The sequence below is a fragment of the Bradyrhizobium australiense genome, from assembly GCF_013114825.1.
In the GTDB taxonomy this organism is placed as follows: Bacteria; Pseudomonadota; Alphaproteobacteria; order Rhizobiales; family Xanthobacteraceae; genus Bradyrhizobium; species Bradyrhizobium australiense.
This window is the reverse complement of record NZ_JAAVLX010000014.1, coordinates 24,445-48,351: the sequence shown is the minus strand read 5'-3', so window position 1 is coordinate 48,351 and position 23,907 is coordinate 24,445. Positions and strand designations below refer to the sequence as shown.

Below are 23,907 nucleotides of genomic sequence, written 5' to 3'. Positions count from 1 at the left end.
ACGTGATGGCATCCAACATATCAGGGCGCACGTCCCCGATCACGGCCTCAATCGCGCCGCGACGCGATCGTGATCCGGTTGTGGTGCGCGCCTGCCGCACCAGCCGGCAGTTGCGCGGCGGGCATTTGCGGAAAAATCCCGGTTGCCTTGCCTGCAAGCCCCCTTGTAGCATTGGAACCGGCCGATGCTACAGAGCCAGCCAAGACGGGGAAACCAGCCATGACCGCGCAACCGACGCCCAAGGCGACGCCCAAGGGCGCCTGGAAAATCACCTTCCTGCTGTTTCTGTTCATGCTGGTGAACTTTGCGGACAAGATCGTGGTCGGCCTAGCCGGTGCCCCGATCATGGATGAGCTGAAGCTCTCGCCGGAACAGTTCGGCTTTCTCGGCTCCTCGTTCTTTTTCCTGTTTTCCATCTCGGCCATCGTCGTCGGTTTCATCGTCAATCGCGTCGATACCCGCTGGGTGCTGCTCGCGATGGCGGTGATCTGGTCGGTGGCGCAGTTTCCGATGGTCGGCACCGTCGGCTTCACAACGCTGGTGATCTGCCGCATCATCCTCGGCGCCGGCGAGGGGCCGGCGTTTTCGGTGGCGGCGCATGCGGTCTACAAATGGTTTCCCGACGAGAAGCGGACGCTGCCGACCGCCATTCTCTCGCAGGGTTCGGCTTTCGGCGTAATCCTCGCGGTGCCGGCGCTGAACTGGATCATTGTCAATCATAGCTGGCACTACGCCTTCGGCGCGCTCGGCGTGGTCGGCCTGATGTGGACGGCAGCGTGGCTGGTGATGGGCAAAGAAGGGCCGCTGGTGCACACGGTCGAAATGGCGGCGGCCGACCCGCGCGTTCCCTATCTTCAGCTCCTGACCTCGCGGACATTCATCGGCTGCTGCGCGGCGACCTTTGGCGCCTATTGGGCGCTGTCGCTCGGCTTGACCTGGTTCACGCCGTTCATCGTCAAGGGGCTGGGCTTCTCGCAAAAGGATGCGGGCTGGATTTCGGTGCTGCCCTGGGTGTTCGGCGCGACGGTCGTGCTGCTGACGGGCTGGATTTCGCAGGTGATGCTGACGCGGGGCTATACGACACGCGGTGCGCGCGGCGTGCTCGGCTCGGTGCCGCTGATCGTCGGTGGGCTGATTCTTGCCGTGTTGCCGCATGTCAACGGCGCGGGGCTGCAGATCGCGTTCCTGGTGGTTGGCTCCGGGCTCTGCGGCTCGATCTATGTGGTCTGCCCGCCGATGCTCGGCGAATTCACGCCGGTGCAGCAGCGCGGCGCCGTGCTCGCCATCTATGGCGCAATCTATACGCTGGCGGGGATGATTGCGCCCTCGGTCATGGGCGTCGTGATCCAGAATGCGGCGGTGCCGCTCGACGGCTACATGACCGGTTTCACCATCAACGCCGTGATCATGGCGGCGTCGGGGTTGCTCGGACTGCTGCTGCTGTGGCCGAACACGGAACGCGCAAGGCTGATGGCGCAAGCAGCGGCACAGCCGAAGTTCGCGTGAGGCAACAACGAATCATCCGTCGTCCCTGCGAACGCAGGGACCCATAACCACGAATGCTGATTGCCTAAGCGAGGCGTCTGCCACTTCGCCATGAACGATCGGCCGCAGCGTATGGGTCCCTGCGTTCGCAGGGACGACACCACGTATATTGAAGCAGTTCCGTCCTAACTCGCGGCCGCGTCGAACTGCGGCTTACTTCCTTGCGCGCCGCGCACCAGCTTGCCCGGGCGGGCGCCGGTGGCTTTGCCGGCGCGCTGCGTGATGACGCCTGACACAATGGTGGCGTCGTAGCCGTCGACCTGCTGCATCAGGCGGCGGCCGCCGACCGGCAGGTCGTAATGCACCTTCGGCGGATGCAGATGCAGGCGGTCGTAGTCGATCACGTTGACGTCGGCCTTGAAGCCGGGCGCGATCACGCCGCGGTCGTAGAGGCCGACCGAGAGCGCGGTCTTGCGCGACTGCGCTGATACCACGAACGGGATCGACAGTTTCTCGCCGCGGGTGCGGTCGCGCGTCCAGTGCGTCAGGAGATAGGTCGGGAAGCTGGCGTCGCAGATGATGCCGCAATGCGCGCCGCCGTCGGAGAGCCCCGGCACTGCATTGGGATCGCGCAGCATCTCACGTGTCGCATCGAGATTGCCGTCGGCATAATTGAGGAACGGCACATAGAGCATGCCGCGGCCTTCGTCCGTCAGCATCGCATCATAGGCGAGTTCTTCCGGCTGCCGGCCTTGGCGCTTCGCTTGCGCGCCCAGCGTATTTTCCGGCGGCTGCTCGTAGTCAGGGGGATTACCGAGCAGGTACATCTTGTCGTAGTTCGGCCGGAAGAACAGCGGGTCGTCGGTCGCGGTCGCGTGCTCGCTCAGGATCGCTTTGCGCACGTCCGACTGACGCAGGCGGGCAAGGCGTTCAGTGAGCGGCAAATGCGCGATCGCCTGGTAGCTTGGATGTGTTTGGAACGGGTTGCGCGACAATTCCAGCCCGAGCATCAGTCCGACTGGGCGGGCGGCGATCTGCGCCGTAACCGACAGGCCGCGCACTGAGGCCTCTCTGATGGTGTCGAGCGTCTGGCGCCAACGCTGCGGCGCCTTGTCGTTCTGGGTGATCGAGAACGACACCGGGATTTTGGTGTTCTCGGCGACCCGCAGCATCATTGGCAGGTCTTCGTCGATGGTGGAGAGATCGAGCACGAATTGCAACACGCTGCGGCCCTGCGCATGCATCGCCGCCGCGATGGCGGTCAACTCGTCCTCGCCGGCTTTCAAGGTCGGCGTGAAATCGCCGGTCGAGGTGCGATGGTTCAGCGTGCGCGAGGTCGAGAAGCCGAGCGCGCCGGCGCGCACGGCATCAGCAGCCAAGGCCGCCATCGCCCTGTTGTCCTCCGGCGTCGACGGATCGCGGCGCGCGCCGCGCTCGCCCATCACATAGACGCGCAAGGCCGCGTGCGGCAGTTGCGCGCCGATATCCATGTCGAAGCTTCTCTTCGACAGCCACTCCATGTAGTCCGGAAAGCTCTCCCAGGCCCATGGAATGCCGGCGCTCAGCACCGGCTCGGGGATATCCTCGACGCCTTCCATCAGTTGGATCAACCGGACATGGTCGGCCGGACGGCATGGCGCGAAACCGACGCCGCAATTGCCCATGATCGCTGACGTGACGCCGTTCTGCGAGGAGGGCGTGATGTCCTGGCTCCAGGTGACCTGGCCGTCATAATGGGTGTGGATGTCGACAAAGCCCGGCGTGACCAGTTTGCCCCGGGCGTCGATTTCTTCCTTGCCCTTCGCGGCAACCTTGCCGACTTCGGTGATGCGGCCGCCCGTGATCGCAACATCGGCTTCGAACAATTCGCCACCCTTGCCATCGGCAATGGTGCCGCCGCGGATCACGAGGTCGGGGGTCGAGGTCATGGCTTCCATCCCGGTATCTGGTTTTTGTTGACGCATCATCCGGCGCCATCAGACGCTGTCAACCGCCGGGGATGAGGCTCAGGAATGCATCGCCGACTCCGTTACGTTGTGACGGGTTCCGCAGGCTTGCGGTCGGTCACCAGCGCCAGCAGGACCGTCAGCACCATAAAGGCCACGGACGCGCCGAACACCCAATGCGGCAGGCTCTGGTCCATGATCCAGCCGAACAACAGAGGAGAGAGAATGCCGCTGAAATTGAAGCCGGTGGAGACGATGCCAAAAGCGCGGCCCGCAGCGCCCGCCGGGGCTGCATTGCGGACCAGCATGTCGCGCGAGGGAGCGATGGCGCCGCCGAGGAACCCGGCCAGTCCCATTGCGGCGATCAGCAGCACCGACGGCAAATTGATCGTTGCAATGACCGTTATGATGACGGCGTTGATCGCAAAGCAGGCGGCTGCGACATTGCCGTGGCGCTTGGTGCGATCGGCGAGATAGCCGCCGGCCAGCACGCCGGCGGCGCTGGCGCCGAGATAGGCGGTCAGCGCGATGTTGGCCGCCGAAAACGTCACGCCATAACCGCTGATCAGCGCCACCACGCCGAAATTGCTGATGCCGGCATTGGACAGGCCGAGCAGCATGAAAAAGATCGTCAGTACGATGATGGCGGGAGTCACGATGCTCTGCTGCGGCGCTGTAGAGTCGTCGGCCTTGCGATCGGCCGAGCTCGCATCGGGAATTCTGACCGCGATCAACAGCAGCGCCACCGCCGGGCCGACCGCGCCGGCCGCGATCAACGCGCCCAGCCCGCCGACGGTCGCCACCAATGCCGCCATGATCGCCGGCGCCACTGCGCCGCCAAGGAAGCCTGCAAAGGTATGGACCGAAAACGCGCGGCCCATCCGCGCTTCATCCATATGCGTCGACAAGATCGCATAGTCGCAGGGGTGATAAACGCTGTTGGCAAGGCCAAGCAGAGCGGCGCTGACGATCAGCGAAACGTAGCTCAGATGCAGGCCGAGCATGATCAGCGCGAGCCCGCCGACGGTGAGGCCGATCAGCAGCACTTTTCGCGCGCCGATATGGTCGGCGAGATAGCCGATCGGGGCCTGTGTCAGGCCGGAGACGACGCCGAACACGGTGAGCGCGAAGCCGAGCTCGATATAGCCGACGCCCAACTGCTCCTTCAGGAACGGAAACAGCATCGGCAGCACGAAGAGATGGAAATGACTGACCCAATGGGCGACTGAAATCGCAGCAAGCGTGCGCAGCGAAGTGTCCGCTTTGGCTTGTTGCGGTGCGGCCAGAATGTCGACCATATCAGCTCAGATCCCTGTATAAATAACGGCCCGGCGAAAATATAGTCCAGCCGTTATTTGTCCATGAATGCCGCTGCATGGCTGCCCCGGCGGAGGGCAGGGGCGCACGAATGGCGCCATTAAATCGGGAGACAAAGGCGCGGGGCACGGCAACGATCCGGCATGCCTGATCCTTTAAAACCGCTCCGGGTGCTCGTCTCCGACCTCGGCCCGGGAGGCCATTACGATTCTCGGTCTTTCGGGTCATCACGTCGAGGTCTGCGATCCCTCGCCCTGGTGCCTGTCGCGGTTCTCGCGGTTCGTCCGCAAATTTCATCGCTGCCCTGGACTGCGGGACGACCCCGCCGGTTATCTGGCCTTCATCGAGCAGCGACTGGCCAGCAGGAAATTCGATGTGCTGCTGGCGCGCATGAGCAGGATTCTTGTTTGCGCGGGTTGGGCAACATATCGAAGGCCGCGCCGGGATCGCGCTGCCGAGCTTCGAGAGCTATCGGCAAGCGCACAGCAAGGCCGGTTTCAGCCGGCTGCTCGACCGCTTGGGATTGCCGCAGCCGCCGACGCGCTTCGTGAAATCCGCGGAAGGCGTGCGCGACGCGGTTCGCTTCCGGGCCGTTGTGAAAACCTCTGTCGGCACCGCAAGCCGCGGCATCTGATTCGTGCGCAGCGCGGACGGTCTGATGCGCGCGCTGCATGATCAAACCACAGCGATGCGCTTACCAGTGAGGTGCTGGTACAAGATTTCGTCGCAGGCACCACTGAGAAGGCGCAATCGGTGTTCTGCGCGGCCGGATGCGGCTTTCATTCCTGTCGATAGCTTGCAGCGGGCGTCGGCGGCGCCGAGGCGATCAAGCGGAGTGTGAGCCGGCCGGTCCTTCGCGCTTATGTCGAACGGATCGGCCAGGCGTTCGATTGGCAAGGCACGCTGTCGGTTGACTACATCATGCCTGACGTCGATTCCGCGCCATTGCTGATTGATTGCAATCCGTGGCTGGTCGAGCCGATGAATGCCTATCGCTCCGGTGTCGATCTGGTCGGGCCTTGCTTCGGATCTCGTTGGGCAAGACGCCGGCTCCGGTGCCCGATGGCCGCGAGGGCGTGCTCACGCATCTGGCAATGCAGGCGTTGCTCGGATGTGCGGCGCGCGGCACGCGGCGCGACATTGCGAGGCAATGCTTGCATCTCGCTGCAGCGCGCGGGCCTTATGCCGGCAGCAGCGAAGAACTCACGCCGGTGCAATCGGACTGGATGAGTGCCGTGCCGCTGGCGATGACGGCCGCATTGCTGCTGGCTTCGCCGCAATCAGCAAGCAAGCTCGCACGCGGCGGCTTTGGCGCGCATCTGCTGGATCCCGGCAGTATTCGGGTGATTGAGAACGAAGATTTCTACCGACACAGCTCGTCATCGCCTGCGAAGTGCTTAGCCCGGAGACATGGCAGACACCTGTTCGGACACATCACTGACAGGTTGGCCGGCGGTCAAGCCGGGCGATGACGACAGTGAGTGACGCGCCGGTCTGGTCACCTCACGGTTACCTCACAACGGCTCATCATCAGGGCCATGGCGGTCCCGCTTCGGCGTGGCGATGTCACCATCCTCGTAGTCTTCCTCCTCCTCAACCCGCCTGCGCGGCGGCTTCTTCGGTTTGTCATCGCCTTGTTTCGGAGGCCCGCTGTTCTTCCTACCTGTTCCGCCCATATGATTTCACCAATGTGATGCCTCTTCGCCGGATCAATCGGCGTTTGCGCTGCATGCCGACTCAGGGTAACGGCATGACCTCAATCTGACCGCGTCCGGATAGCATCCTAGCGCCGGTCCAACGATTCTTCCCGCCCTTTTTGCAGCTTCAGCTCGAAGGGCATCACATGGAGCCAGTATGAAGAAGCCCCGCATTGCGCTCGATGAACCGCAACAGCGCAAGATACTCCGCGCCGACAAGGCGCCGAGCACCGGTTACTCGCTGGTCGTGGATGGCCACTTCAAGTCGCATCACGATACGGTCGAGGCGGCTGAGGAAGCGGGCATGGCGTTGAAGAACCGCTTCCAGATGCTTCAGGTGCAGGTCTATGACGCTGAGAACAAGACGCGATCGATGATCGATTGGCCGGGGCCGGCGTAATGCCGGATCTTTGAGCTCAATCGGCCGATCTCAGGTTCGCCGTCCGCCGTTCTGCTGGCTCGCCAGCCACTCCGACAGCGCCACCGGCTTCTCGTCGGGCCGCTTCGTGCTGCTGCGCACCTTCTTTGCGGCCTTTGCGGCGGGCGCACGTTGCGGCTCGGTTGCTTCGCGCGCGAGCCGCAATGCCTTCAGCTTCGCCATATTGTCGAGCACGGCTTTAGCTGCTGCGTCGCGTTCGGCCTTGCCGGACTTTGCATCCTGAACTGCCTTGGCCGCCTTGTCGAAGCGCGCCTGGGCGCGATCGCGATCCTCTTTCGTCATTTCAGGTCAGCCTCTCTTCGCAATCCTGGCTTTGGTCTTGCCCTTGACCTTCGACTCCGGCGGATTTGCGCGGTCGGCCGCTTCCTTTGCCAGACGCATTGCGCGTAGCTTCTCGGTCCGCTGGCGGATCGCGATATCGGCAGCCGCGATCTCGGCCATCGCCTTGATGCCGTCGACTTCCTGGGCGCGTTTGCGGTTGAGCCTCATTTCCTTCAGCTCGGCCGCGCTCTTCGGCTCATCGTTCATGTCATACCTCTGAAATCACGACTGATATCGTCGAGCGGTCTGTGGCCCATTTACCACGGATCGGCTCGCAGAGGGCGTTATTTTCGGTCGAAAATGGCGCGGTTTCTGACAGAATCTGCCTGTGAAGGTTGGCGGGAACACGGCGCGTCGAGCCGGTCCGGCAGGAAAGCCGAACCGGCTATGTCGGTCAGAACGTCGCGCCGGCCTTCACCATGAAAGTGCGGCCGGGGAGCGGATAGGCCGCGAAGCGGCCCGGCGTGAACGTGCTGGCAACGGCGTAGTCATAGTACAGCGCATTGAGCACATTGTTCACGCTGAGCGACCAGAAGAAGTGCTCATAGGCGCCGCTTAGCTTGAAATCGACCGTCGCGTCGGCCGGAATGCGGCGCTGAGTGTTGGCCTGATCGTTGTCCATGACGCGTTCGCTCCAGGCCCGCACCGTGGCGTCGAACACCAGATAGTTCTCCCAGATGTTCCAGGTCACGCCGCCGCTGGCGGTGTAGCGCGACACCAGCGGCACGTCATTGCCCGCGAACGCACCCTCGCGAAACACGGCACGGGTGTAGGCCACACCGCCCCGCAGCAGCACGCTGTCGCTGACGCGCAGCGAAGCACTTGTTTCGCTGCCATAGCGGCGAGTCGGATCGAGGTTGACGTTGTAGAACAGGACGGGATTGAAATGGATCTCGTTTTCGAGGTCCATGTTGTAGATGCTCGATTGCATCTGGAAGCCGCCGCTCTTGATGCGGAATCCGCCCTCGATGTCGTGCGAGGTCTGGGTCTTTAGTTTGAATTCGCCCGGAATCGCGGCGAAGGAGACGGGATCGAACGAGGGGCCGGAGGAAACTCGCTCGTCGACGTCAGGAGTGCGGAATGCGCGAGCGGCACGACCAAACACCGCGAAAACATTGTTGAAGCGGTGCTCGAGACCGACATGCAGCGCGTACTGCGTCTCGTTGCTGTCGAGCGGAAGGGCCTCGGTGCCGAACGCGAATGGAGCCGTCCCATCAAAGCGGTCGCGCGCGGTCAGGTTAGTGTTTTGAACCCTGGCTCCATAGGAGAAGTCGGTCGTCGGCAACAGGCCGATTGATTGTTGCCAGTAGCCGGCCAGCGTCTGCTGCGCCAGATCGTACCTGTGAAACGGCGTGAGGCCTTTTAATGCGCCGCGATCTTGGTGGAAGGTGGCATCGTAATAATCGATTCCGGTCAGAATCGACGACGGAATACCGAATATCGTATTCTTGACGCTCAGCCGCGGCGTTATCGACCAAGTCAGCAAATTCGCATCGACGTAAGTGGATGCGAAACTGGAGCCCGGGTTCGTGCCAAAGAATCCTAACTGCTGCTTTTTGTCCCGTACGCCGCCATCGACGATGAACTCAGCGCCGTTCCAAAGCGATTTGGTGAAGCCCGCCGTGGCGTTAGCGCCCTGCTTGTTGGCATAATCGAAGGGCGTGCCGGTGCCTCTGCGGTCAGTAGCCAGTTCGTCGAGTCCGATGGAAGGCTGAACGAAACGGCCGCCGGGGAGGCCCAGCTTTTGGTCGTCGCCCGATAAGGTCAGGAACGCGGTGAGGCCAGGGGTGGTGTAATTGATGTTTCCGATGCCGTTGCGCTGATCGAGCGCGTTGTTCACCCGATATCCATCGGACTTGACGCCGTTGCCATAGAACGAGGCTGACCATGGACCCGAGTTCAACGCGGTCGAAACAGAGGCCATGCGCTGGTTGAAGGACCCAACTCCGGCTTCGCCGCGGATCGAGACCGGCGGACCGCCGACGCCGGTCTTGGTGACGATGTTGACGACGCCGCCGACTGCGTTGTCGCCGTAAAGCACTGCGCCGCTGTTGCCCCTGGTGATCTCGATGCGTTCAATTGAATTGAGCGGGATGGTTGAAAGATCGACGCCGGCCTTGTCGATGTCGTTGAGCCGGCGGCCGTTGATAAGAACGAGCGTGTTATTGGTGGCGAACGCGCCGAACCCGCGCACGTCGACCGTGGTCCCGGCGCCGTTCACGCCGCCGTACAGGTTGGTGAGTTGCACGCCCGGGGTTTGCGCGATGATCTCCTGCACGGTTTGCGCCGGCGAGTGCGCGATATCCTCAGCCGTGATCACGGTCGCCGATGCGCCAACGATGCCGGAGAATTGCCGGCCGCCAGTTCCGCCCGCACCTTGCGAAACGGTTTGCGATGCGACGTTCGAGCCGGTGCCCGCCGCAGGTTGCGCGCCGGTCGACGGCGCAGCCGCCGGCACGACGCGGCGCGAGGTCGATGCTTCATCGTAGGTCAGTTTGGCGCGCGTCCTGTTCTGGTCTCCGGGCGAGGTGACCTCGATCGGCGGCAACTGTTCGGACGCCGGCGTCTGCGCCTCCGCGCCGGAGATGCCGAGCGATACAATCGGTATGAGAAAGCTGGAAGCAAGCCAGACGCGGCGCCGCGTGGCTGTGATGGTGGAAGGCATGGTTCAGACCTCGGTATGACGTCAGTGGCACGTCACAGCGAACCAAGTCTCACCATGTGCTTTCAGCAGCTCAGGTGAAGCTAATGTCTGTACTCCCCGACCGACATCTTCGCGTGTGACCACGGCTGACGGCAGGTCTCCTGGCTCGCGGGTCGTTACCCCATCGTCGCCTTCCCAGGACCGAGATGCCCAGTGGCTTATGACGAAGGATTCGCCGCTTACAGTTGCGGGGGCAGCCGCGGAATTGGGGGATTTCCCCGCACCGCATTCCCTTTTGATCCCCAAACGGGAACCGTCGGGAACTATGGTAGAATTTTGTCAAAGTCCGAGTCAATCCGCCCCTGGGCGTCCGGCGGTCCTCACTGGACGAGTGCGCTATTTTTGCCGCAGGAGCATGCCTGCCCCGCCGCCTGTACCGGGGCGGGCAAAACTGCTTTAGCTCTACTGCATCATAGCCTCTCAATCCCTCGTCCTGAAGAGCCGCGTAGCGGCGTCTCGAAGGATGTAGGCCACAGACGGGCCGCATGGTTCGAGACGCGCTTCGCGCTCCTCACCATGAGGGGCTTATGGCGCAGTGAGGTTGGGACGATCGATGAGTGTTGAGGCCGCAACCCTGAGCAACGAGGAAGCCGCGCGCCGCCGGATCGGCGCGAGCGCGGCGCTTGCCGCCCTCGTTGTGCTCTTGATGCTGATCTCGCTCGGCATCGGGCCGGTGCGGCTGTCTCCGCTTGCGGTGGCGGAAGCGCTGCTCGGCGGCGGCAGCGAGGTATCACAGGTGATCGTGCGCGAAATCCGCCTGCCGCGGACGCTGCTGGCGCTGGCGATCGGCGCCATTCTCGGGCTGTCGGGCGCGTCGCTGCAGGGTTTGCTCCGCAATCCGCTGGCCTCGCCCTCGCTGTTCGGCGCGCCGCAATCGGCGGCGTTCGGCGCGGTGCTGGTGATCGCGCTCGGCCTGGCCGACGTGCGCTCCTATGCGCTGCCGGTCGCGGCGATCGTTGCGGCGTTCGCTTCGGTGTTCGCGCTGCTCTCGATCGCCGGCCGCAATGCGGGTTTGTTGATCCTCATTCTGTCGGGACTGGCGATTTCGAGCTTTGCGGGCGCTGCCACCGCGCTGGTGATGAACCTCTCCAGCAATCCCTTCGTGGTGCTGGAGATCGCATTCTGGCTGCTCGGCTCGCTGGAGGACCGCAGCTTTCAGCATGTGGTGCTGGCGTTTCCCTTCATCATTGCGGGCGCGCTCATGCTGCTCAGCCAGCGCCATGCGTTTCGGGCGCTGAGTCTCGGCGAGGAAACCGCGCAGAGCCTCGGCGTCGATGTCGGGCGGTTGCGGCTGTTCGTGATTTCAGGCGTCGCGCTCGGCGTCGGCGGCGCGGTCGCGGTTACCGGCACCATCGGCTTCATCGGCCTCGTTGCGCCGCATCTGATGCGGCCGCTGATCGGGCATGATCCGGGCCGGCTATTGGTGCCGAGCGCGCTCGCTGGCTCGGCGCTATTGCTGGCCGCCGATATCGCGGTGCGCATCATTCCCTCGACATCGGACATCAAGGTCGGCGTGCTGACCTCGATCATCGGCGTGCCGTTCTTCCTCTATCTGATCATGCGCGAGCGCCGCGCGCTCGGCGGAGGCGTCGCATGAGCGAGGCAGCGCTGCTGACCGCAACGGGGCTCGGCGTGCGGCTCGCCGGCCGTGTCGTGCTGAGGGACGTTTCGCTGGCGCTGTCGGCTGGACATCTGGTAGCGCTGGTTGGACCGAACGGCGCGGGCAAGACGACTTTGTTGCGAGCGCTGGCTGGATTGATCCCGTCCGAAGGCGAGATCGAGATCGGTGGCGATTCGCTGGCTTCGCTGCCGCTGCACGAACGCGCAAAACGTTTTGGCTACCTGCCGCAGGGGCATGTCGTACATTGGCCGCTGCCGGCGCGCGATATCGTGGCGCTCGGCCGCTATCCGCATGGCGCAACTGATCCGGCGCGGCTGTCGCCCAGGGACGCCGAGGCTGTACTACGCGCGATGCAAGCGGTCGATGTGATGGAATTCAGCCACCGCCGCGTCACCGAATTGTCCGGCGGCGAGCGCAGCCGCGTCGCTCTGGCGCGCGCGCTGGCGGTGGAGGCACCCGTCATCCTGGCCGACGAGCCGACCGCCTCGCTCGACCCGCGGCACCAGATCGACGTGATGCAGAGTTTGCGCGCGACCGCCGACACGGGTGTGCTGGTGATCGTGGTGACGCATGATCTCGGTCTCGCGGCGCGGTTTGCCGATCACATGCTGGTGCTGCGCGAAGGGCGCCTGGTGTCGCAGGGCGCGCCGGCGGTGGCGTTGTCCGAACAGGTGATGGCTGACGTGTTTCGGATCTCGGCCTACCGCGCGGAATATCAGTGCGAGGCTGTCATCGTGCCCTGGGCGGATATCTGATGCGGTTCGGCGTTCTTGTCGCGATCGCCGCGTTGGCGGTGTCAGGCGGCGCGGCATTCGCGGCCAGCCCTCCGCGTATGGTGTCGATGAATGTCTGCAGCGATCAGTTGCTGCTGACGCTGGCCGACCCCGAGCAGATTTTGGGCCTCAGCCGCTTCGCGCGCGACGGCTGGCAATCGCAGGCAGGCGACATCAGCCGCTATCCGGTGTTATCAGGCGCGGCCGAGGACGTGCTCTTGCTCAAGCCGGACCTGGTCCTGGCCAGTGCGTTCGACAAGCGCTCGACGCGGGAGCTGTTGAAGGCGAAGGGCCTTCATCTCGCCGAGCTCGCCGTGCCGCGAAATCTCGACGAAGCTCGCGCGCAGATCCGCGAGGTCGGCGATATGACCGGACATCCTGATCGTGCGGACGCCGAAATCGCGCGGCTCGACGCCGCGCTGGCGCGCGCCCGCCGCGCCGCCGCCGAGCGCCACTATCGCGTGCTGCCGCTGTCCCGGCGCGGCTGGGTCGCTGGCAGCGACAGTTTTGTCGGCTCGCTGCTGAGCGAAGTCGGACTGCGCAGCGCGGCCGGCGATCTCGGCTTTAGCTTCGGCGGCTTTGCGTCGCTCGAGGCGATCGTGAATTTGAGGCCCGACTTCATCGTGGTTTCGCAGGCCGGCAATTATGCGCGCGACGACGGCCAAGCGTTTCTGGTCCATCCTGCGCTGCAGCGCTTCTATCCGCCGGAAAAACGCATCGTAATTCCGGAGCGGCTGACCGAGTGCGGCGGCGTGATGCTGGCGGCTGCGCTGGACGCGCTGACGGAGGAGTTGAAGCGGGTGGGAAAGTAAGTTCGTAGTCCGGATGGAGCCAACGGGTCGCGCGAATGCGCGCCCGATGACAGGCTCCGCGAAATCCGGGATGCCGCAGTATGATTCCCGGATTGCGGTTCGCTCCATCCGGGCTACGAGCTACTACTCGTGCACCACTGGGCCGCCGAGCTTCTTCCACGCGTCGATACCGCCCTCGATATGCGCGGTGTTGGCCAGCCCCGCGTTCTTGGCCGCGGCCACCGCCATTGCCGAGCGTTCGCCGAAGGCGCAGAAGAACACGACGCGGCGACCGGTGGCGGCGGCGACTTCGCGCAGCATGCCGCCGGGCTTGAGGCTCTCGGCGATACCGGGATAGGGCGCATGCAGGGCGCCCGAGATCGTGCCGTGCTTGGCGCGCTCGCTGGTCTCGCGCAAATCGACCAGCAGAATGTCGGGCCGGCCGAGACTGCTGATCGCGTCGCGGGCCGAGAGCGCGAGCCCCTGCTTGGCAAGCTCCTCCTGATGCAGGCCGACATGCATGTTGGCGGGTACGGCGACATCCATCATCTTCGGATTGGGCAGCTTCAGGTTGGCCATCAACTCGATATATTCGTCGACCGAGCGCACCTGCAGCCGCGGATTGTAGCGCTTCTCCTCGCCGATGGTGGAAACCGTATCGCCCTTGTAGTCGTGCGCGGGGAAAACGAGCGTTTCTTCCGGCAATTTCAGCAGCCGGTTGAAGATCGATTCATACTGGGCACGGGAAGAGCCGTTCTGGAAATCGGTGCGGCCGGTGCCGCGGATCAACAGCGTGTCGCCGGTGAAGACGCGGTCGCCCATCAAATAACTATAGGAATCGTCGGTGTGGCCGGGCGTATACATGACATCCAAGCTCAGCCCCTCGATCGTCACCTTGTCGCCGTCGGACACCCGCATCGACACCACGTCGGCCTTGCTCTGCTCGCCCATGATGGTGATGCACTGGGTGCGGTCGCGCAGCTCACCGAGGCCCGTGACGTGGTCGGCGTGCAGATGGGTGTCGACCGCCTTTACCAGCCGCAGGTCGAGTTCGCGCAGCAGCTGGCAGTAGCGGTCGGCCTTTTCCAGCACGGGATCAAGGATCAGCGCCTCGCCGCCGGCGCGGCTCGCCAGCAGATAGCTGTAGGTGCCGGAGACGCTGTCGAACAGTTGACGAAAGATCATGGTCGATGCCGTATGTTGCTTCTCGACTTTATCATATCATGGCCGGGTGTCGCGCCAGCCTTGGTTTTCACGTCATTGCGAGGAGCGTTTGCGACGAAGCAATCCGTGGCCGCACGCAAAGATAGATGGATTGCTTCGCTTCGCTCGCAATGACGGTGAGGGGCATTGCGGTCTGCTCCCTCGCAATGACGTCACGGCCGCACCAAGGTATACCCATTCTCCGTCAGAAACAGTATCTGCGCGACGCCGACCTGCACGGGCGTCGCCGCGGCGATGAATTCCGGTCGCTTGCCGTGCTCGCGTTCGAGCGTGTCGACGGTGTTGAGGCAGATGTCGAAGCGCGCGCCCTGCGCGACCAGGCTCTCGACCATCTTGCGGTTGGCATTTTCCGGCCGCAGCAGGTCGATGCCGGGACCGAACGCCACGACCTCGATCGCGACCTTATCAGGGTCGTAATGCTTCATCAGATTGCTGGCGACGCTGAGCACGAGGCCCTGCTTTCGCGAGTCGTTATCGGAGAGCTGCAGCACGATTTTGTGCTCGGCGAACGGCTTGTCCTGCAGCGGCGCCTGCTGGGCGTGGGCATCGGGCGCGGCGGCGGCGATCAGGAGCGCCGCGGCGACTGTGCGAATGATGATCGAAAGACCTGTCATCCCTGCCCCGCAATGCCCGGATTGCCTTCAACGCCTTTCAGCGTGACGCCCGGCGGCGCGCGGTTGGGCGGCTTGCCCGACCTCAGATGCCTGGCGACGACATCCCAGATCGGCGCGCCGGTCTGCTCGTTGACGGAGGCCCAGCCCGCCACCCTGTAGCTCTTGCGGGCCCCGAGCGCGCGGCCGTTGTCGAGCTTGAGTTCGGAAATCCGCTTTCCCATGGCTTCAGTCGGCATGCAGGCGTAGGCGAGCCCGCCGACACGGACCATGTCGCCGCCCTGCTGATAATAGGGGTCGGTGTTGAAGAGATTGTCGCAGATGTCTTCCAGCACGTCCTTGATCTGGCCGCCGGTCATGGTCTGGACATAGGTCTCCGGATAGGTGACGGCGGTCTGCGCCAGCACGTCTTCCATCGTCAGCGGCTGGCCCGCCAGTGCGGTGGTGCCCCAACGAAAACCGGGCGACAGCGCGATCTCGGCGTTCAATTCGCCGAGCAGCGCGTCGCAGATCAGTTGATCCATGGTGCCGCTGAAATTGCCGCGGCGGTAGAGCAGGCGGTCGGCGGACGCGATCTTCTCGTTCAGCGCAGCCGCATGCGGCTCGCGAATCTTGTCGATCAGCGCCTGCATCGTCGGATCGGGCTTCAGCAATTCCGAAAATATCGGCAGCAGCCGGTAGCGCACATTGCTGACCTTGCCCTTGCCGATGTCGAGGTCGAGCACGGCGAGAAACTTGCCGTTCGAGCCGGCATTGGTAACGAGTGTGGTGCCGCCCGCGTTGGTCACGGCAATCGGCTGCGGCACGGCGTCATGGGTGTGGCCGCCGAGAATGACGTCGATCCCGGTGACGCGGCTGGCGAGCTTGAGGTCGACATCCATGCCATTGTGCGAGAGAAGAATGACCGCGTCGACCTTGTCGGCGTTGCGATGGGTATCGACGAGCTTCTGCAGCTCTTCGTCGCGGATGCCGAATTTCCAGTCCGGCGTAAAACGCTTGGGATGCGCGATCGGCACGTAGGGGAACGCCTGCCCGATCACGGCAACGCGATGCCCGCCGATTTCTTTGATGATGGACGGCTTGAAGACGCGTCCCGATGCCGGATCGAACGCCTTGGCATCGTTGAAGGCGGCTTCTTCGGTGAGATAGACATTCTGCGCCAGGAATTCGCCCTTGAAGCGTTCGAGATTGGCGCGCAGCGCCTTCTCGCCATAGGTGAATTCCCAGTGCCCGGTCATCGCCTCGATGCCGAGCAGGTTGGCGGCCTCCACCATGTCGGCGCCCTGCAGCGTATTGGAAAGGCCCGTGCCCTGCCAGAGATCGCCGCCGTCGAGCAGGAGCGAGCGTCCGGAGGCGACCTCGCTGCGCATGCGGTCGATTAGCGTTTTCAGATGCGCGAAGCCGCCGAGCTTGCCGAACCGTCCGGCGGCCTTCTCGAATTCGATACAGGTGAAAGCATAGGCGTCGGCACTGTCGGGCCGGATGCCGAAGCGATCGAGGAAGGCGCGTCCGACTAGGTGCGGTGGGTTGCCCTGCATCGGGCCGACGCCGAGATTGACGCTCGGCTCGCGGAAGAACACCGGCCGGAGCTGCGCGTGCGTATCGGTGATATGCAGGATCCGGGCATTGCCGAAGCGCTCGAGATCGTAAACGCCGGCATTGTCGGCGCCGCGCGCCAGCCGCGGCAGGCTGCCCGACAGGGTGGCGGCGCCTGCTAACTTCAGGAAATCGCGGCGGCGGATCGTCATGCGGGTCTCCGCGCGTCGAAACTAGATCGCGATGCGATTTGGCAATCGCATCACGATCTCATCCATTGTTTGAGCATGATGTTGTCGGAAAACCGGTTTCCACTTTTCCGGATCATGCTCTAGCGTATTTCCAAATCCTTCCAGCGGGTCTTCTCGCTGGTGGCCTGGAAGATCGAAGCTTTGGCGAGCGCCTCGGCTTCCTTGGCCGATGCGGTGGCTTTGTCGAAATCACCCGCGTCCGCCGCCTTCTTCGCTGCCGCCAGCGTGTTCGCCGTGGTGGTCCATTGGTTGCGCAACTTCCCGGCTTCCCTGTTGGCGGCTTCAGCCGCTGCGTATGCCGCCTTGAAATCCTCCTCGGAGCCCGCGGCGAGCGCGGACACAGCGCCCGCGGCAATCAGCGCAAATACCAATGCGGATTTCTGCATCATGTTCCTCATGGCCGCGCTCCGGGGCCCGATATCGGTAACCCGTTGCTGACATAGGACAGATAATATTCGACGTTGCGATATTCATCGTCCTGCGGGCTGAGCGGCACTGCGCGGATCTGGCTGTTGCAGGTGGTGAAACGCCGGCTGGTGGTGCCCATGCCGCTCCATTCCGAGCGGTAGATCGGCATCGCATTGACGATGCCGAGCGCGGGCGCGAGGATTTCGGCGCGGATGCGCTCGCCCGGGCTCTGCACGTGGCAGGTGGCGCAGGAGAAATTGAGCTGGCCGCGCCGCGTGTAGAAATATTCCTTCCCCTTCTCGTAAGCCTCGAGCGCCCGGGGATCGTTCGGGATCTTGATGTCCATCGGCTTGCCGCGCGAGGTGAAGGCCATATAGGCGGTCAAAGCCGCCATTTCGTCCTTTACATACGAGTACGGCGGTTCGCCATTGGCCTCGCGGCAGCGATTCAGCGCCAATTCAAGCGTGATGACCTTGCCTTCCTTCTCGTCGAAGTAGGGGTAGTTCTGGCGGATGCCAATGCCGCCGTTCGGGAAGCAATCCGCATAGGTCTTGCCGTTCTTGAACGGCTTGGAGAACATCTCCTTGCCCATTTCGAGCGAGAACTCGTAGGGCGGAAATTGTTCCTTCTCCTGCCACTGCCGGTACAGGTCCTCGTTCATCGAATAGGGGCCGTTGACGAAATCCTCGAGTTTCACCTTCGGGAATTTGTCGGTGAAGAATTTCCTGAACGCCTTGGCGTCGGCGGCGGGATCGACCTTGTCGGCGGCGCCCGAGGGCAGGGTGCTCGCAAGCGTCAACGCCGCAAGCGCAAGGGCCGCGGACGCCAGATAGATCGCGGATCGCAGCTTCATTGGATCTTCGCCGTGGTGGTGTCGGTCGCGCCCTTGTTGTCGATCCAACTGATCTTCAGCTCGTCGCCCTTCTTGGCGCCCTTGAACGCGAACTTGACATAGGGGTCCTTGGAAACGCCGCCGCCCCAGTCGGCTGTGAACACGTTCTTGCCGTCATGCTCGAAGATGAGCTGCTGGATGAAATGCGGTGGAATGATCTCGCCCTTGGAATCCTTGACGAAGCCGGAATCCATCGGATGCTGGATCAGCGCCTGCACCTCGGTGGTCTCGCCGCTCGAAGTGGCGCGCACGCGAATGGTCGATGCCATTTGAATACTCCTAGCCTATTCTTTGGCGCATGATCCTGTCGGAAAACCGGTACCCAGTTTTCCGGATCATGCGCGCCGCCTGTTAGCCGCCGCACCCGCCGACGGTGACTTTGACTTCCTTGCTGACGCCGTAGAGCTTGCCGCCGGCTTCCACGACCACGACCACGTTGCTGGTTCGCGCCATCTTGATGCGATTGGCGACGTTTGGAAGGGTGCCTGCCGGGATTTTGTAGGACGCCACCAGCGCGACCGGGTTTTCGCTGACCAGGAACGAGATCGAGGTCACGTCCGCAAGCGTCGTCGTCACCGAAATTGGAACCACGGCGCCATTCTCCGCGATCTCGGGCGCGTCCATCTTGACCTTGTCCGAAGGCTCCGGAGTCTTGCCATAGAGCGCCTTGATCGCATCGGCCTCGCTCTTTGCCTTGAAGGCCTCTTCCGGATATTTGTCGTTGGCCGCAGCGAGCACCTTCGTGACATCAAGGGGCACGATGCCAAGGCCGATCAGCGTCAATACGCCGGCGCCTTTCAGGATCAGTCGGCGGGTCGCTGAAAAATCATTTGCCATAGTGCTCATCCAAACTCTCCTAAAGCATTGCGCCGCGTTCAAAGCGTCTGCAGGAAATCAACCACCGCGTCGATTTCCTTCTCGGTCAGGATCCGGTTGCGTCCGAACGGCGGCATCACTGTCAGCGGATTGCGCAGGGTTTCGTCGTTGAGGATGGCAACGAGATCCTCGCGCTTGGGATATTTGCTCTTGATGTCGACCAGTTCGGGCCCGATCGTGCCGGGAAGGTTGCCGCCCTTGATGACGTGACAGGTCAGGCAATTGCCCTTGCCGCGGTCGAAGGCAAGCTTGCGGCCTTCATCCACCGCGGACTGCGCTTGCGCGAAGCTTGCGGACGCAAAGGCGCCGATCACCAGCGCCAGCGCGAACGCAGCAAGCCTTAACGTCGGAAACCTTGCGGATTTTGTCGGGAAATGATCGGTCACAGGCGTTTCCGTAATTTCTACTTCTGTTGCATCGTGTCGAGCGGTCCGGTCGTGCGCGGCGTCAGATTTCTGCCCTCGGCCGTCGATGATATCCTGACATCGGCGGCGTTGACGCAATCGTTCATACAGGGTTTTGCCATCGTATCGGGCCGCGGGTCGGTCCAGATGAAGTTGTCGCGATTGCGCATTTTGACTTTCGGCAAGCTGTTGCGATCGGCAACGAATTCATAGGGTACGAGATCGTTCAGGCTCAGAATATAGGCGGTCAAAGCATAAACGTCATCCGCTGACAATGTGTGCGGCGCGGGCATCGGCATGGCGCGGTTAATATAGTCCCACAGGGTCGGGGCGAATGGCCAGTAGCTGCCAACCGTCGGCTCCGGGCGCTCGTCGCGCAGCGACCCGACGCCTCCCACCAGCTTGGGGAAGCGGCCTTCGCCTTCGCCGAAGGTTCCATGGCACGCAGCGCATTGCTCGGCATAAACCTCCGCGCCCCTGTCGACTGTGCCCTTGCCGGGCGGCAGGCCCGTTCCGTCCTCGCCGCGCACGTCGATGTCCCACCCGGCGATCTGCGCCGGCGTCGCCACACTGCCGTAACCGAATGAGCCGGGCTCGGCCGCGCCGGCGAGGCTTCCGGCGGCGGCAAGCAGGATGGCCGCGACCGGCAGGCAAATCTTACGCGAGCTGTACATTGAAGACGCTTCCGTCGGGCTTGACCTGCCAGGTCTGGATCGAATTGTTGTGATAAACCGAGTTCGAGCCGCGCTGTGCGCGCAGTTGCGCAATGGTCGGCTGCACGTAACCGGTCTCGTCGATAACGCGGGATGCGACCAGCGCGGGCCGGCCATCCCACCGCCAGGGCAGCGAGAATCTGGTCAGCGCTTTCGACAGCACCGGCTCGTGCAGCCGCGCGGTGTGCCAGTTGACGCCGCCGTCCATGGAGACGTCGACGCGCTTGACCTTGCCGTTGCCGGTCCAGGCCAGTCCCCTGATCTCATAAATTCCGGGCCCATCGAGCGGCTTTTCCGGGCAAGGAAACGTGACGACCGACTTGGCGTCGATCAGCCAGGTGAAGCCGCGCGAGGTGCCGTCCGGCATCAGGTCGGTGTATTTCGAAGTTTCCTCGCGGGTGTGCCACGGTTTTTCGCCGAGCTTGATCCGTCGCAGCCACTTGATGTTGACGTTGCCCTCCCAGCCCGGCACCACCAGCCGCAGCGGATAGCCCTGTTCGGGCCGCAGCGCCTCGCCGTTTTGCGCATAGACCACAAGGCAATCGTCGAGGCATTTGTCGAGCGGCAGGCTGCGGTTCATATGCGCGCCGTCGGCGCCTTCGACCATCGCCCATTTCGCCTCTTTCTTGAGGCCGACTTCTTCCAGCAGCGTCGACAGTTTGACGCCGGTCCATTCGGCGCAACTGACCATGCCGTGACTGAATTGCAGCGAGTTCATCTGCGCGGCGCGCCAGTTCATGCCGCCATTGGCCGGACATTCGATGAAATGGATGCGCGACACGGACGGGAAGCGCAGGATGTCCTTCATGGAGAGCAGCAGCGGGCGCTCGACGAGGCCGTGGATCATGAATTTGTGTTGCGCCGGATCGATATCCGGCCGTCCCGCATGGTGGCGCTCGAAGAACAGTCCGTTCGGCGTGATGATGCCGTGCAGGTCCTGCAGCGGGGAAAAGCTCACCGACGATTCCGCGCTCGCGGTCAACCAGGGCACGTTGCGGCGGATCACGGAGGCTTCGGTATCGGCCGGCCGGCCGTAGGGCCGCTCGACCACGCCAGCGCCGATCGACTGCGACCAGGGCGCGTCTGCGGGGGGTGACTCCGGCGCGGGGTCCGCGATGGCCGTTTTGCCGCCGACGGCGAGGCTGCCGGTCAGGGCTGCGCCGAGGCCAAGGAAGCTGCGGCGGCCCATGGGGGTGCCCGGGGCGGCGGGATCAGAGAGAACAGCATTGCTGCGTAACGGGTCAGGCCGCACGTTTTCTTCCCCTCGCGGCCACATCGCCGCGTCATTTCTTGCTTTTTGGAACCGATATCGTCATTTGCTAATTTAGTCAATGCTAAAGAAGGTCTGGCGCGCTAATGTGGTATGTGTGCTTCGCAGGCGCGGAAAATGATACCGGATTTGCAGTGATGAGAGCAGCCGCCACGGCAGCCCAAGGGACTCAGCAAGGGACTCAGCAAGAGACTCAGCAAGAGGCCGCCTTCGTCCCCGGCGGCGACGACGCGACGGCGCTGAAGAAGCTGGCGAAGCAGGCCGGTGACGCCGCGCAGCTTCTGAAAATGCTCGCCAACGAAAAACGCCTGCTGATCCTTTGTTTTCTCGCCGTGCGCGGCGAGATGACGGTCGGCGAACTTGTCGGCGTGGTGAAACTGAGCCAGTCGGCGCTGTCGCAGCATCTGGCGAAATTGCGCGCCGATGGCCTGGTGGAATTTCGCCGGACCTCGCAGACGCTGCATTATCGTGTGGCCGACCAGCGCACATTGCGTCTCCTTAGGGTATTGAAGGAGATTTTCTGCGGCGATCTGAAGTGACGCTGCGCCACTATTTTTCAGGACTGAACTGCGATGGCTGAATTTGTGGTGGAATTCGGTAAGGATGGCCAGCCGGTCGAACCCGACGGACGGCTCGATGCGGCGGCGTTTCACCGCAACCACGAACCGATCTGGGCGGTGCTGCAGAAATTCCTTGCCGGCAAATCCGGCGATGTGCTGGAAGCCGGCAGCGGCACCGGCCAGCATGTCGTTCACTTTGCAAAACACACGCCCGACATGGTTTGGTGGCCGAGCGATCTCAATGAGCGACATCTCAAAAGCATTGAAGCTTGGCGCGCGCATGTCGCCTTGCCGAACATTCGCCCGCCGCTGCGGGTCGATCTCGCCGATCCGGCCTGGTGCCCGGCGATGCACGACGGCAGCGGGCCGGGCAAACTGCTGGCGGTGTTCTGCGCCAATGTGATCCACATCGCGCCCTGGCGCGTCGCCGAAGGCCTGTTCGCCGGCGCGGAGCGCTATCTCCGTGATGACGGGCGGCTGTTTCTCTATGGCCCATTCAAGCGCGACGGCAAGCATACCGCGATGAGCAACGCCGTGTTCGACACCAGCCTTCGCGAGCAGAATGCCGAATGGGGCGTGCGCGACATCGGAGAACTCAGTACATTGGCTGAGAGCGTCGGCCTTTCCTTGATCCAAACCGTGCCGATGCCGGCCAACAACATGATATTGGCCTTCGCGCGCTCAACGAAGCGTGACGTCGGCGCATAGCGCGCGCCCGTTTGCGTCGGTTGATCGCAGTGCCCCGCATCTTCATAGTGCCGCGCAATCAATCAACGAGGCTCCCGGCCCGGGGCCTGCCGGGCGGGAATGCCGATGCTGGATACGACAGCCACCGAAGAGATATCAAACGACGCACGCGCGCGCGCCAACGTGCTGCGGCTCGCCGCCGCGCAGGCGCTGACCGGCGCCAATTCGGCGGTGATTTTCGCGACCGGCTCGATCGTTGGCGCGACGCTGGCGCCTGACATCTCGCTCGCCACCGTGCCGCTGTCGATGTACGTGCTGGGGCTCGCCGCGGGCACGCTGCCGACGGGTGCGATCTCGCGCGCCTATGGCCGCCGCGTCGCGTTCATCATCGGCACCCTCTGCGGCATCCTGACCGGTGCACTCGCCGCCGTCGCCGTTCTCTACGCCTCATTCTGGCTGTTCTGCTTCGCGACCTTCCTCGGCGGCCTTTACGGCGCGGTGGCGCAGTCCTATCGCTTTGCCGCCGCCGACGGCGCCAGTGCCGCGTTCCGACCTAAGGCGTTGTCCTGGGTAATGGCCGGCGGCGTGTTCGCCGGTGTGCTCGGGCCGCAGCTCGTGCAGTGGACCATGGATATCTGGCCGCCCTATCTGTTTGCCTTCAGCTTCGTGGTGCAGGCCTTCGTCGCGCTGGTGGCGATGGCGGTGCTGTGGGGCGTCCATGCGCCGAAGCCCGCACCGTCGGACATGCATGGCGGCAGGCCGCTGCTCGAGATCGCGCGGCAACCGCGCTTCATTGCGGCGGCGCTGTGCGGCGTGATCGCATACCCCATGATGAATTTGGTCATGACTTCGGCGCCGCTCGCCATGAAGATGTGCGGGCTCACCGTCAGCGATTCCAATTTCGGCATCCAATGGCACATCGTGGCGATGTACGGCCCGAGCTTCTTCACGGGCACGCTGATCGCCCGCTTCGGCGCGCCAACGATCGTGGCGCTTGGCTTGACCCTGGAAGCCGCCGCTGCCGCGATCGGCCTTTCCGGCGTCACCGCGCTGCATTTCTGGGCGACACTGATCGTGCTCGGCGTCGGCTGGAATTTCGCGTTTATCGGCGCCTCGGCACTGGTGCTGGAAACACATCGGCCGCAGGAGCGCAACAAGGTGCAGGCGTTCAACGATTTCCTGGTGTTCGGGATGATGGCGCTGGGTTCGTTCTCGTCCGGCCAGTTGCTGGCGCATTACGGCTGGTCGATGGTAAACGTGGTGGTGTTCCCGCCGGTGCTGCTCGGCCTTGCGGTCCTGTGGTTTGCGTCATTCGCCAGGCGCCGCGCGAAGCTGCGCGCGGTCGACGAAATTCCTGATCCGAGTATCTAATTCTCAATTT

General features: G+C 63.4%; 25 protein-coding genes and 1 riboswitch. Of the genes, 10 read left to right on the top strand and 15 right to left on the bottom strand.

Going from position 1 to position 23,907, the window contains the following annotated elements:
* Positions 1-219 precede the first annotated feature (219 nt).
* Positions 220-1,506 (top strand): MFS transporter, encoded by a 1,287-nt coding sequence (locus tag HCN58_RS32085; RefSeq protein ID WP_171583353.1) that lies wholly within the window; start codon positions 220-222, stop codon positions 1,504-1,506.
* A 164-nt stretch (positions 1,507-1,670) separates the two neighbouring features.
* Here the strand turns inward: HCN58_RS32085 and HCN58_RS32080 are convergent, their stop codons facing one another.
* Positions 1,671-3,413: an N-acyl-D-amino-acid deacylase family protein gene (locus tag HCN58_RS32080; protein WP_171583352.1), complete on the bottom strand. Its 1,743-nt coding sequence runs from the start codon at positions 3,411-3,413 to the stop codon at positions 1,671-1,673.
* A gap of 101 nt (positions 3,414-3,514) precedes the next feature.
* Positions 3,515-4,729 carry an MFS transporter gene (locus HCN58_RS32075; RefSeq protein WP_171583351.1) on the bottom strand — a complete coding sequence of 405 codons (1,215 nt, stop codon included), beginning with the start codon at positions 4,727-4,729 and terminating at the stop codon, positions 3,515-3,517.
* A gap of 422 nt (positions 4,730-5,151) precedes the next feature.
* Here HCN58_RS32075 and HCN58_RS35395 point away from each other — a divergent pair, with 422 nt between their 5' ends.
* The 3 genes from HCN58_RS35395 (at position 5,152) to HCN58_RS32065 (ending at position 6,845) form a co-directional block, all read left to right on the top strand.
* A complete protein-coding gene (locus HCN58_RS35395) occupies positions 5,152-5,382 on the top strand; it encodes an ATP-grasp domain-containing protein (RefSeq protein ID WP_210266251.1) in 231 nt (76 codons plus the stop codon).
* Positions 5,383-5,902: 520 nt separating this feature from the next.
* Positions 5,903-6,220, top strand: coding sequence for a hypothetical protein (locus tag HCN58_RS35390; protein WP_210266250.1), 318 nt, complete (start codon positions 5,903-5,905; stop codon positions 6,218-6,220).
* 382 nt (positions 6,221-6,602) lie between these two features.
* A complete protein-coding gene (locus tag HCN58_RS32065) occupies positions 6,603-6,845 on the top strand; it encodes a hypothetical protein (RefSeq protein WP_065731995.1) in 243 nt (80 codons plus the stop codon).
* Between the two features lie 30 nt (positions 6,846-6,875).
* Here the strand turns inward: HCN58_RS32065 and HCN58_RS32060 are convergent, their stop codons facing one another.
* The 3 genes from HCN58_RS32060 to HCN58_RS32050 all read right to left on the bottom strand — a co-directional run bounded on the left by HCN58_RS32060 (position 6,876) and on the right by HCN58_RS32050 (position 9,870).
* A complete protein-coding gene (locus HCN58_RS32060; protein ID WP_171583350.1) occupies positions 6,876-7,166 on the bottom strand; it encodes a hypothetical protein in 291 nt (96 codons plus the stop codon).
* 6 nt (positions 7,167-7,172) lie between these two features.
* Entirely contained in the window at positions 7,173-7,412 is a 240-nt protein-coding gene (locus HCN58_RS32055; RefSeq protein ID WP_171583349.1) for a hypothetical protein, read from the bottom strand.
* A gap of 187 nt (positions 7,413-7,599) precedes the next feature.
* Complete coding sequence (locus HCN58_RS32050) at positions 7,600-9,870, bottom strand: TonB-dependent receptor (protein ID WP_171583348.1); 2,271 nt, start codon at positions 9,868-9,870, stop codon at positions 7,600-7,602.
* A gap of 113 nt (positions 9,871-9,983) precedes the next feature.
* Positions 9,984-10,182: riboswitch (cobalamin riboswitch) on the bottom strand.
* 280 nt (positions 10,183-10,462) lie between these two features.
* Between HCN58_RS32050 and HCN58_RS32045 the strand changes: the two genes are divergently transcribed.
* The 3 genes from HCN58_RS32045 to HCN58_RS32035 are packed head-to-tail and all read left to right on the top strand — an operon-like array spanning position 10,463 to position 13,115.
* Positions 10,463-11,506 carry a FecCD family ABC transporter permease gene (locus HCN58_RS32045; RefSeq protein WP_171583347.1) on the top strand — a complete coding sequence of 348 codons (1,044 nt, stop codon included), beginning with the start codon at positions 10,463-10,465 and terminating at the stop codon, positions 11,504-11,506.
* Complete coding sequence (locus HCN58_RS32040; RefSeq protein WP_171583346.1) at positions 11,503-12,285, top strand: ABC transporter ATP-binding protein; 783 nt, start codon at positions 11,503-11,505, stop codon at positions 12,283-12,285. The genes HCN58_RS32045 and HCN58_RS32040 overlap by 4 nt, the downstream gene beginning before the upstream one ends.
* A complete protein-coding gene (locus HCN58_RS32035; RefSeq protein ID WP_171583345.1) occupies positions 12,285-13,115 on the top strand; it encodes an ABC transporter substrate-binding protein in 831 nt (276 codons plus the stop codon). The genes HCN58_RS32040 and HCN58_RS32035 overlap by 1 nt, the downstream gene beginning before the upstream one ends.
* Positions 13,116-13,238: 123 nt before the next feature.
* On the opposite strand, the gene HCN58_RS32030 is transcribed toward HCN58_RS32035, so the two are convergent.
* From HCN58_RS32030 to soxC, 10 genes are all read right to left on the bottom strand, one after another.
* Positions 13,239-14,279, bottom strand: a complete 1,041-nt coding sequence (locus tag HCN58_RS32030; protein WP_171583344.1) for an MBL fold metallo-hydrolase — start codon at positions 14,277-14,279, stop codon at positions 13,239-13,241.
* Between the two features lie 191 nt (positions 14,280-14,470).
* The gene (locus tag HCN58_RS32025; protein ID WP_171583343.1) at positions 14,471-14,932 is read right to left on the bottom strand and encodes a DsrE family protein; all 462 of its coding nucleotides are present in this window, start codon (positions 14,930-14,932) and stop codon (positions 14,471-14,473) included.
* Positions 14,929-16,677, bottom strand: a complete 1,749-nt coding sequence (soxB, locus tag HCN58_RS32020) for a thiosulfohydrolase SoxB (RefSeq protein ID WP_171583342.1) — start codon at positions 16,675-16,677, stop codon at positions 14,929-14,931. The genes HCN58_RS32025 and soxB overlap by 4 nt, the downstream gene beginning before the upstream one ends.
* Before the next feature lie 119 nt (positions 16,678-16,796).
* Complete coding sequence (locus HCN58_RS32015; RefSeq protein WP_376701245.1) at positions 16,797-17,114, bottom strand: hypothetical protein; 318 nt, start codon at positions 17,112-17,114, stop codon at positions 16,797-16,799.
* Positions 17,111-17,977 carry a sulfur oxidation c-type cytochrome SoxA gene (gene soxA / locus HCN58_RS32010; RefSeq protein ID WP_171583341.1) on the bottom strand — a complete coding sequence of 289 codons (867 nt, stop codon included), beginning with the start codon at positions 17,975-17,977 and terminating at the stop codon, positions 17,111-17,113. The genes HCN58_RS32015 and soxA overlap by 4 nt, the downstream gene beginning before the upstream one ends.
* Entirely contained in the window at positions 17,974-18,285 is a 312-nt protein-coding gene (gene soxZ / locus HCN58_RS32005) for a thiosulfate oxidation carrier complex protein SoxZ (protein ID WP_171583340.1), read from the bottom strand. Before soxZ ends, soxA begins: the two co-directional genes overlap by 4 nt.
* Before the next feature lie 82 nt (positions 18,286-18,367).
* Positions 18,368-18,853 carry a thiosulfate oxidation carrier protein SoxY gene (gene soxY, locus HCN58_RS32000; RefSeq protein ID WP_376701246.1) on the bottom strand — a complete coding sequence of 162 codons (486 nt, stop codon included), beginning with the start codon at positions 18,851-18,853 and terminating at the stop codon, positions 18,368-18,370.
* A gap of 38 nt (positions 18,854-18,891) precedes the next feature.
* Positions 18,892-19,215 (bottom strand): sulfur oxidation c-type cytochrome SoxX, encoded by a 324-nt coding sequence (soxX, locus tag HCN58_RS31995; RefSeq protein ID WP_171583420.1) that lies wholly within the window; start codon positions 19,213-19,215, stop codon positions 18,892-18,894.
* 80 nt (positions 19,216-19,295) lie between these two features.
* On the bottom strand, positions 19,296-19,970 hold the full coding sequence (locus tag HCN58_RS31990; RefSeq protein ID WP_171583338.1) for a c-type cytochrome: 675 nt from the start codon (positions 19,968-19,970) through the stop codon (positions 19,296-19,298).
* Positions 19,954-21,198 carry a sulfite dehydrogenase gene (soxC, locus tag HCN58_RS31985; protein WP_171583337.1) on the bottom strand — a complete coding sequence of 415 codons (1,245 nt, stop codon included), beginning with the start codon at positions 21,196-21,198 and terminating at the stop codon, positions 19,954-19,956. The genes HCN58_RS31990 and soxC overlap by 17 nt, the downstream gene beginning before the upstream one ends.
* Positions 21,199-21,416: 218 nt before the next feature.
* On the opposite strand from soxC, the gene HCN58_RS31980 reads away from it, so the two are divergent.
* From HCN58_RS31980 to HCN58_RS31970, 3 genes are all read left to right on the top strand, one after another.
* A complete protein-coding gene (locus HCN58_RS31980) occupies positions 21,417-21,818 on the top strand; it encodes an ArsR/SmtB family transcription factor (RefSeq protein ID WP_171583336.1) in 402 nt (133 codons plus the stop codon).
* Positions 21,819-21,851: 33 nt separating this feature from the next.
* The gene (locus HCN58_RS31975) at positions 21,852-22,547 is read left to right on the top strand and encodes a DUF938 domain-containing protein (protein WP_171583335.1); all 696 of its coding nucleotides are present in this window, start codon (positions 21,852-21,854) and stop codon (positions 22,545-22,547) included.
* A 105-nt stretch (positions 22,548-22,652) separates the two neighbouring features.
* A complete protein-coding gene (locus tag HCN58_RS31970; protein WP_171583334.1) occupies positions 22,653-23,897 on the top strand; it encodes an MFS transporter in 1,245 nt (414 codons plus the stop codon).
* The last annotated feature ends 10 nt before the right edge of the window (positions 23,898-23,907 follow it).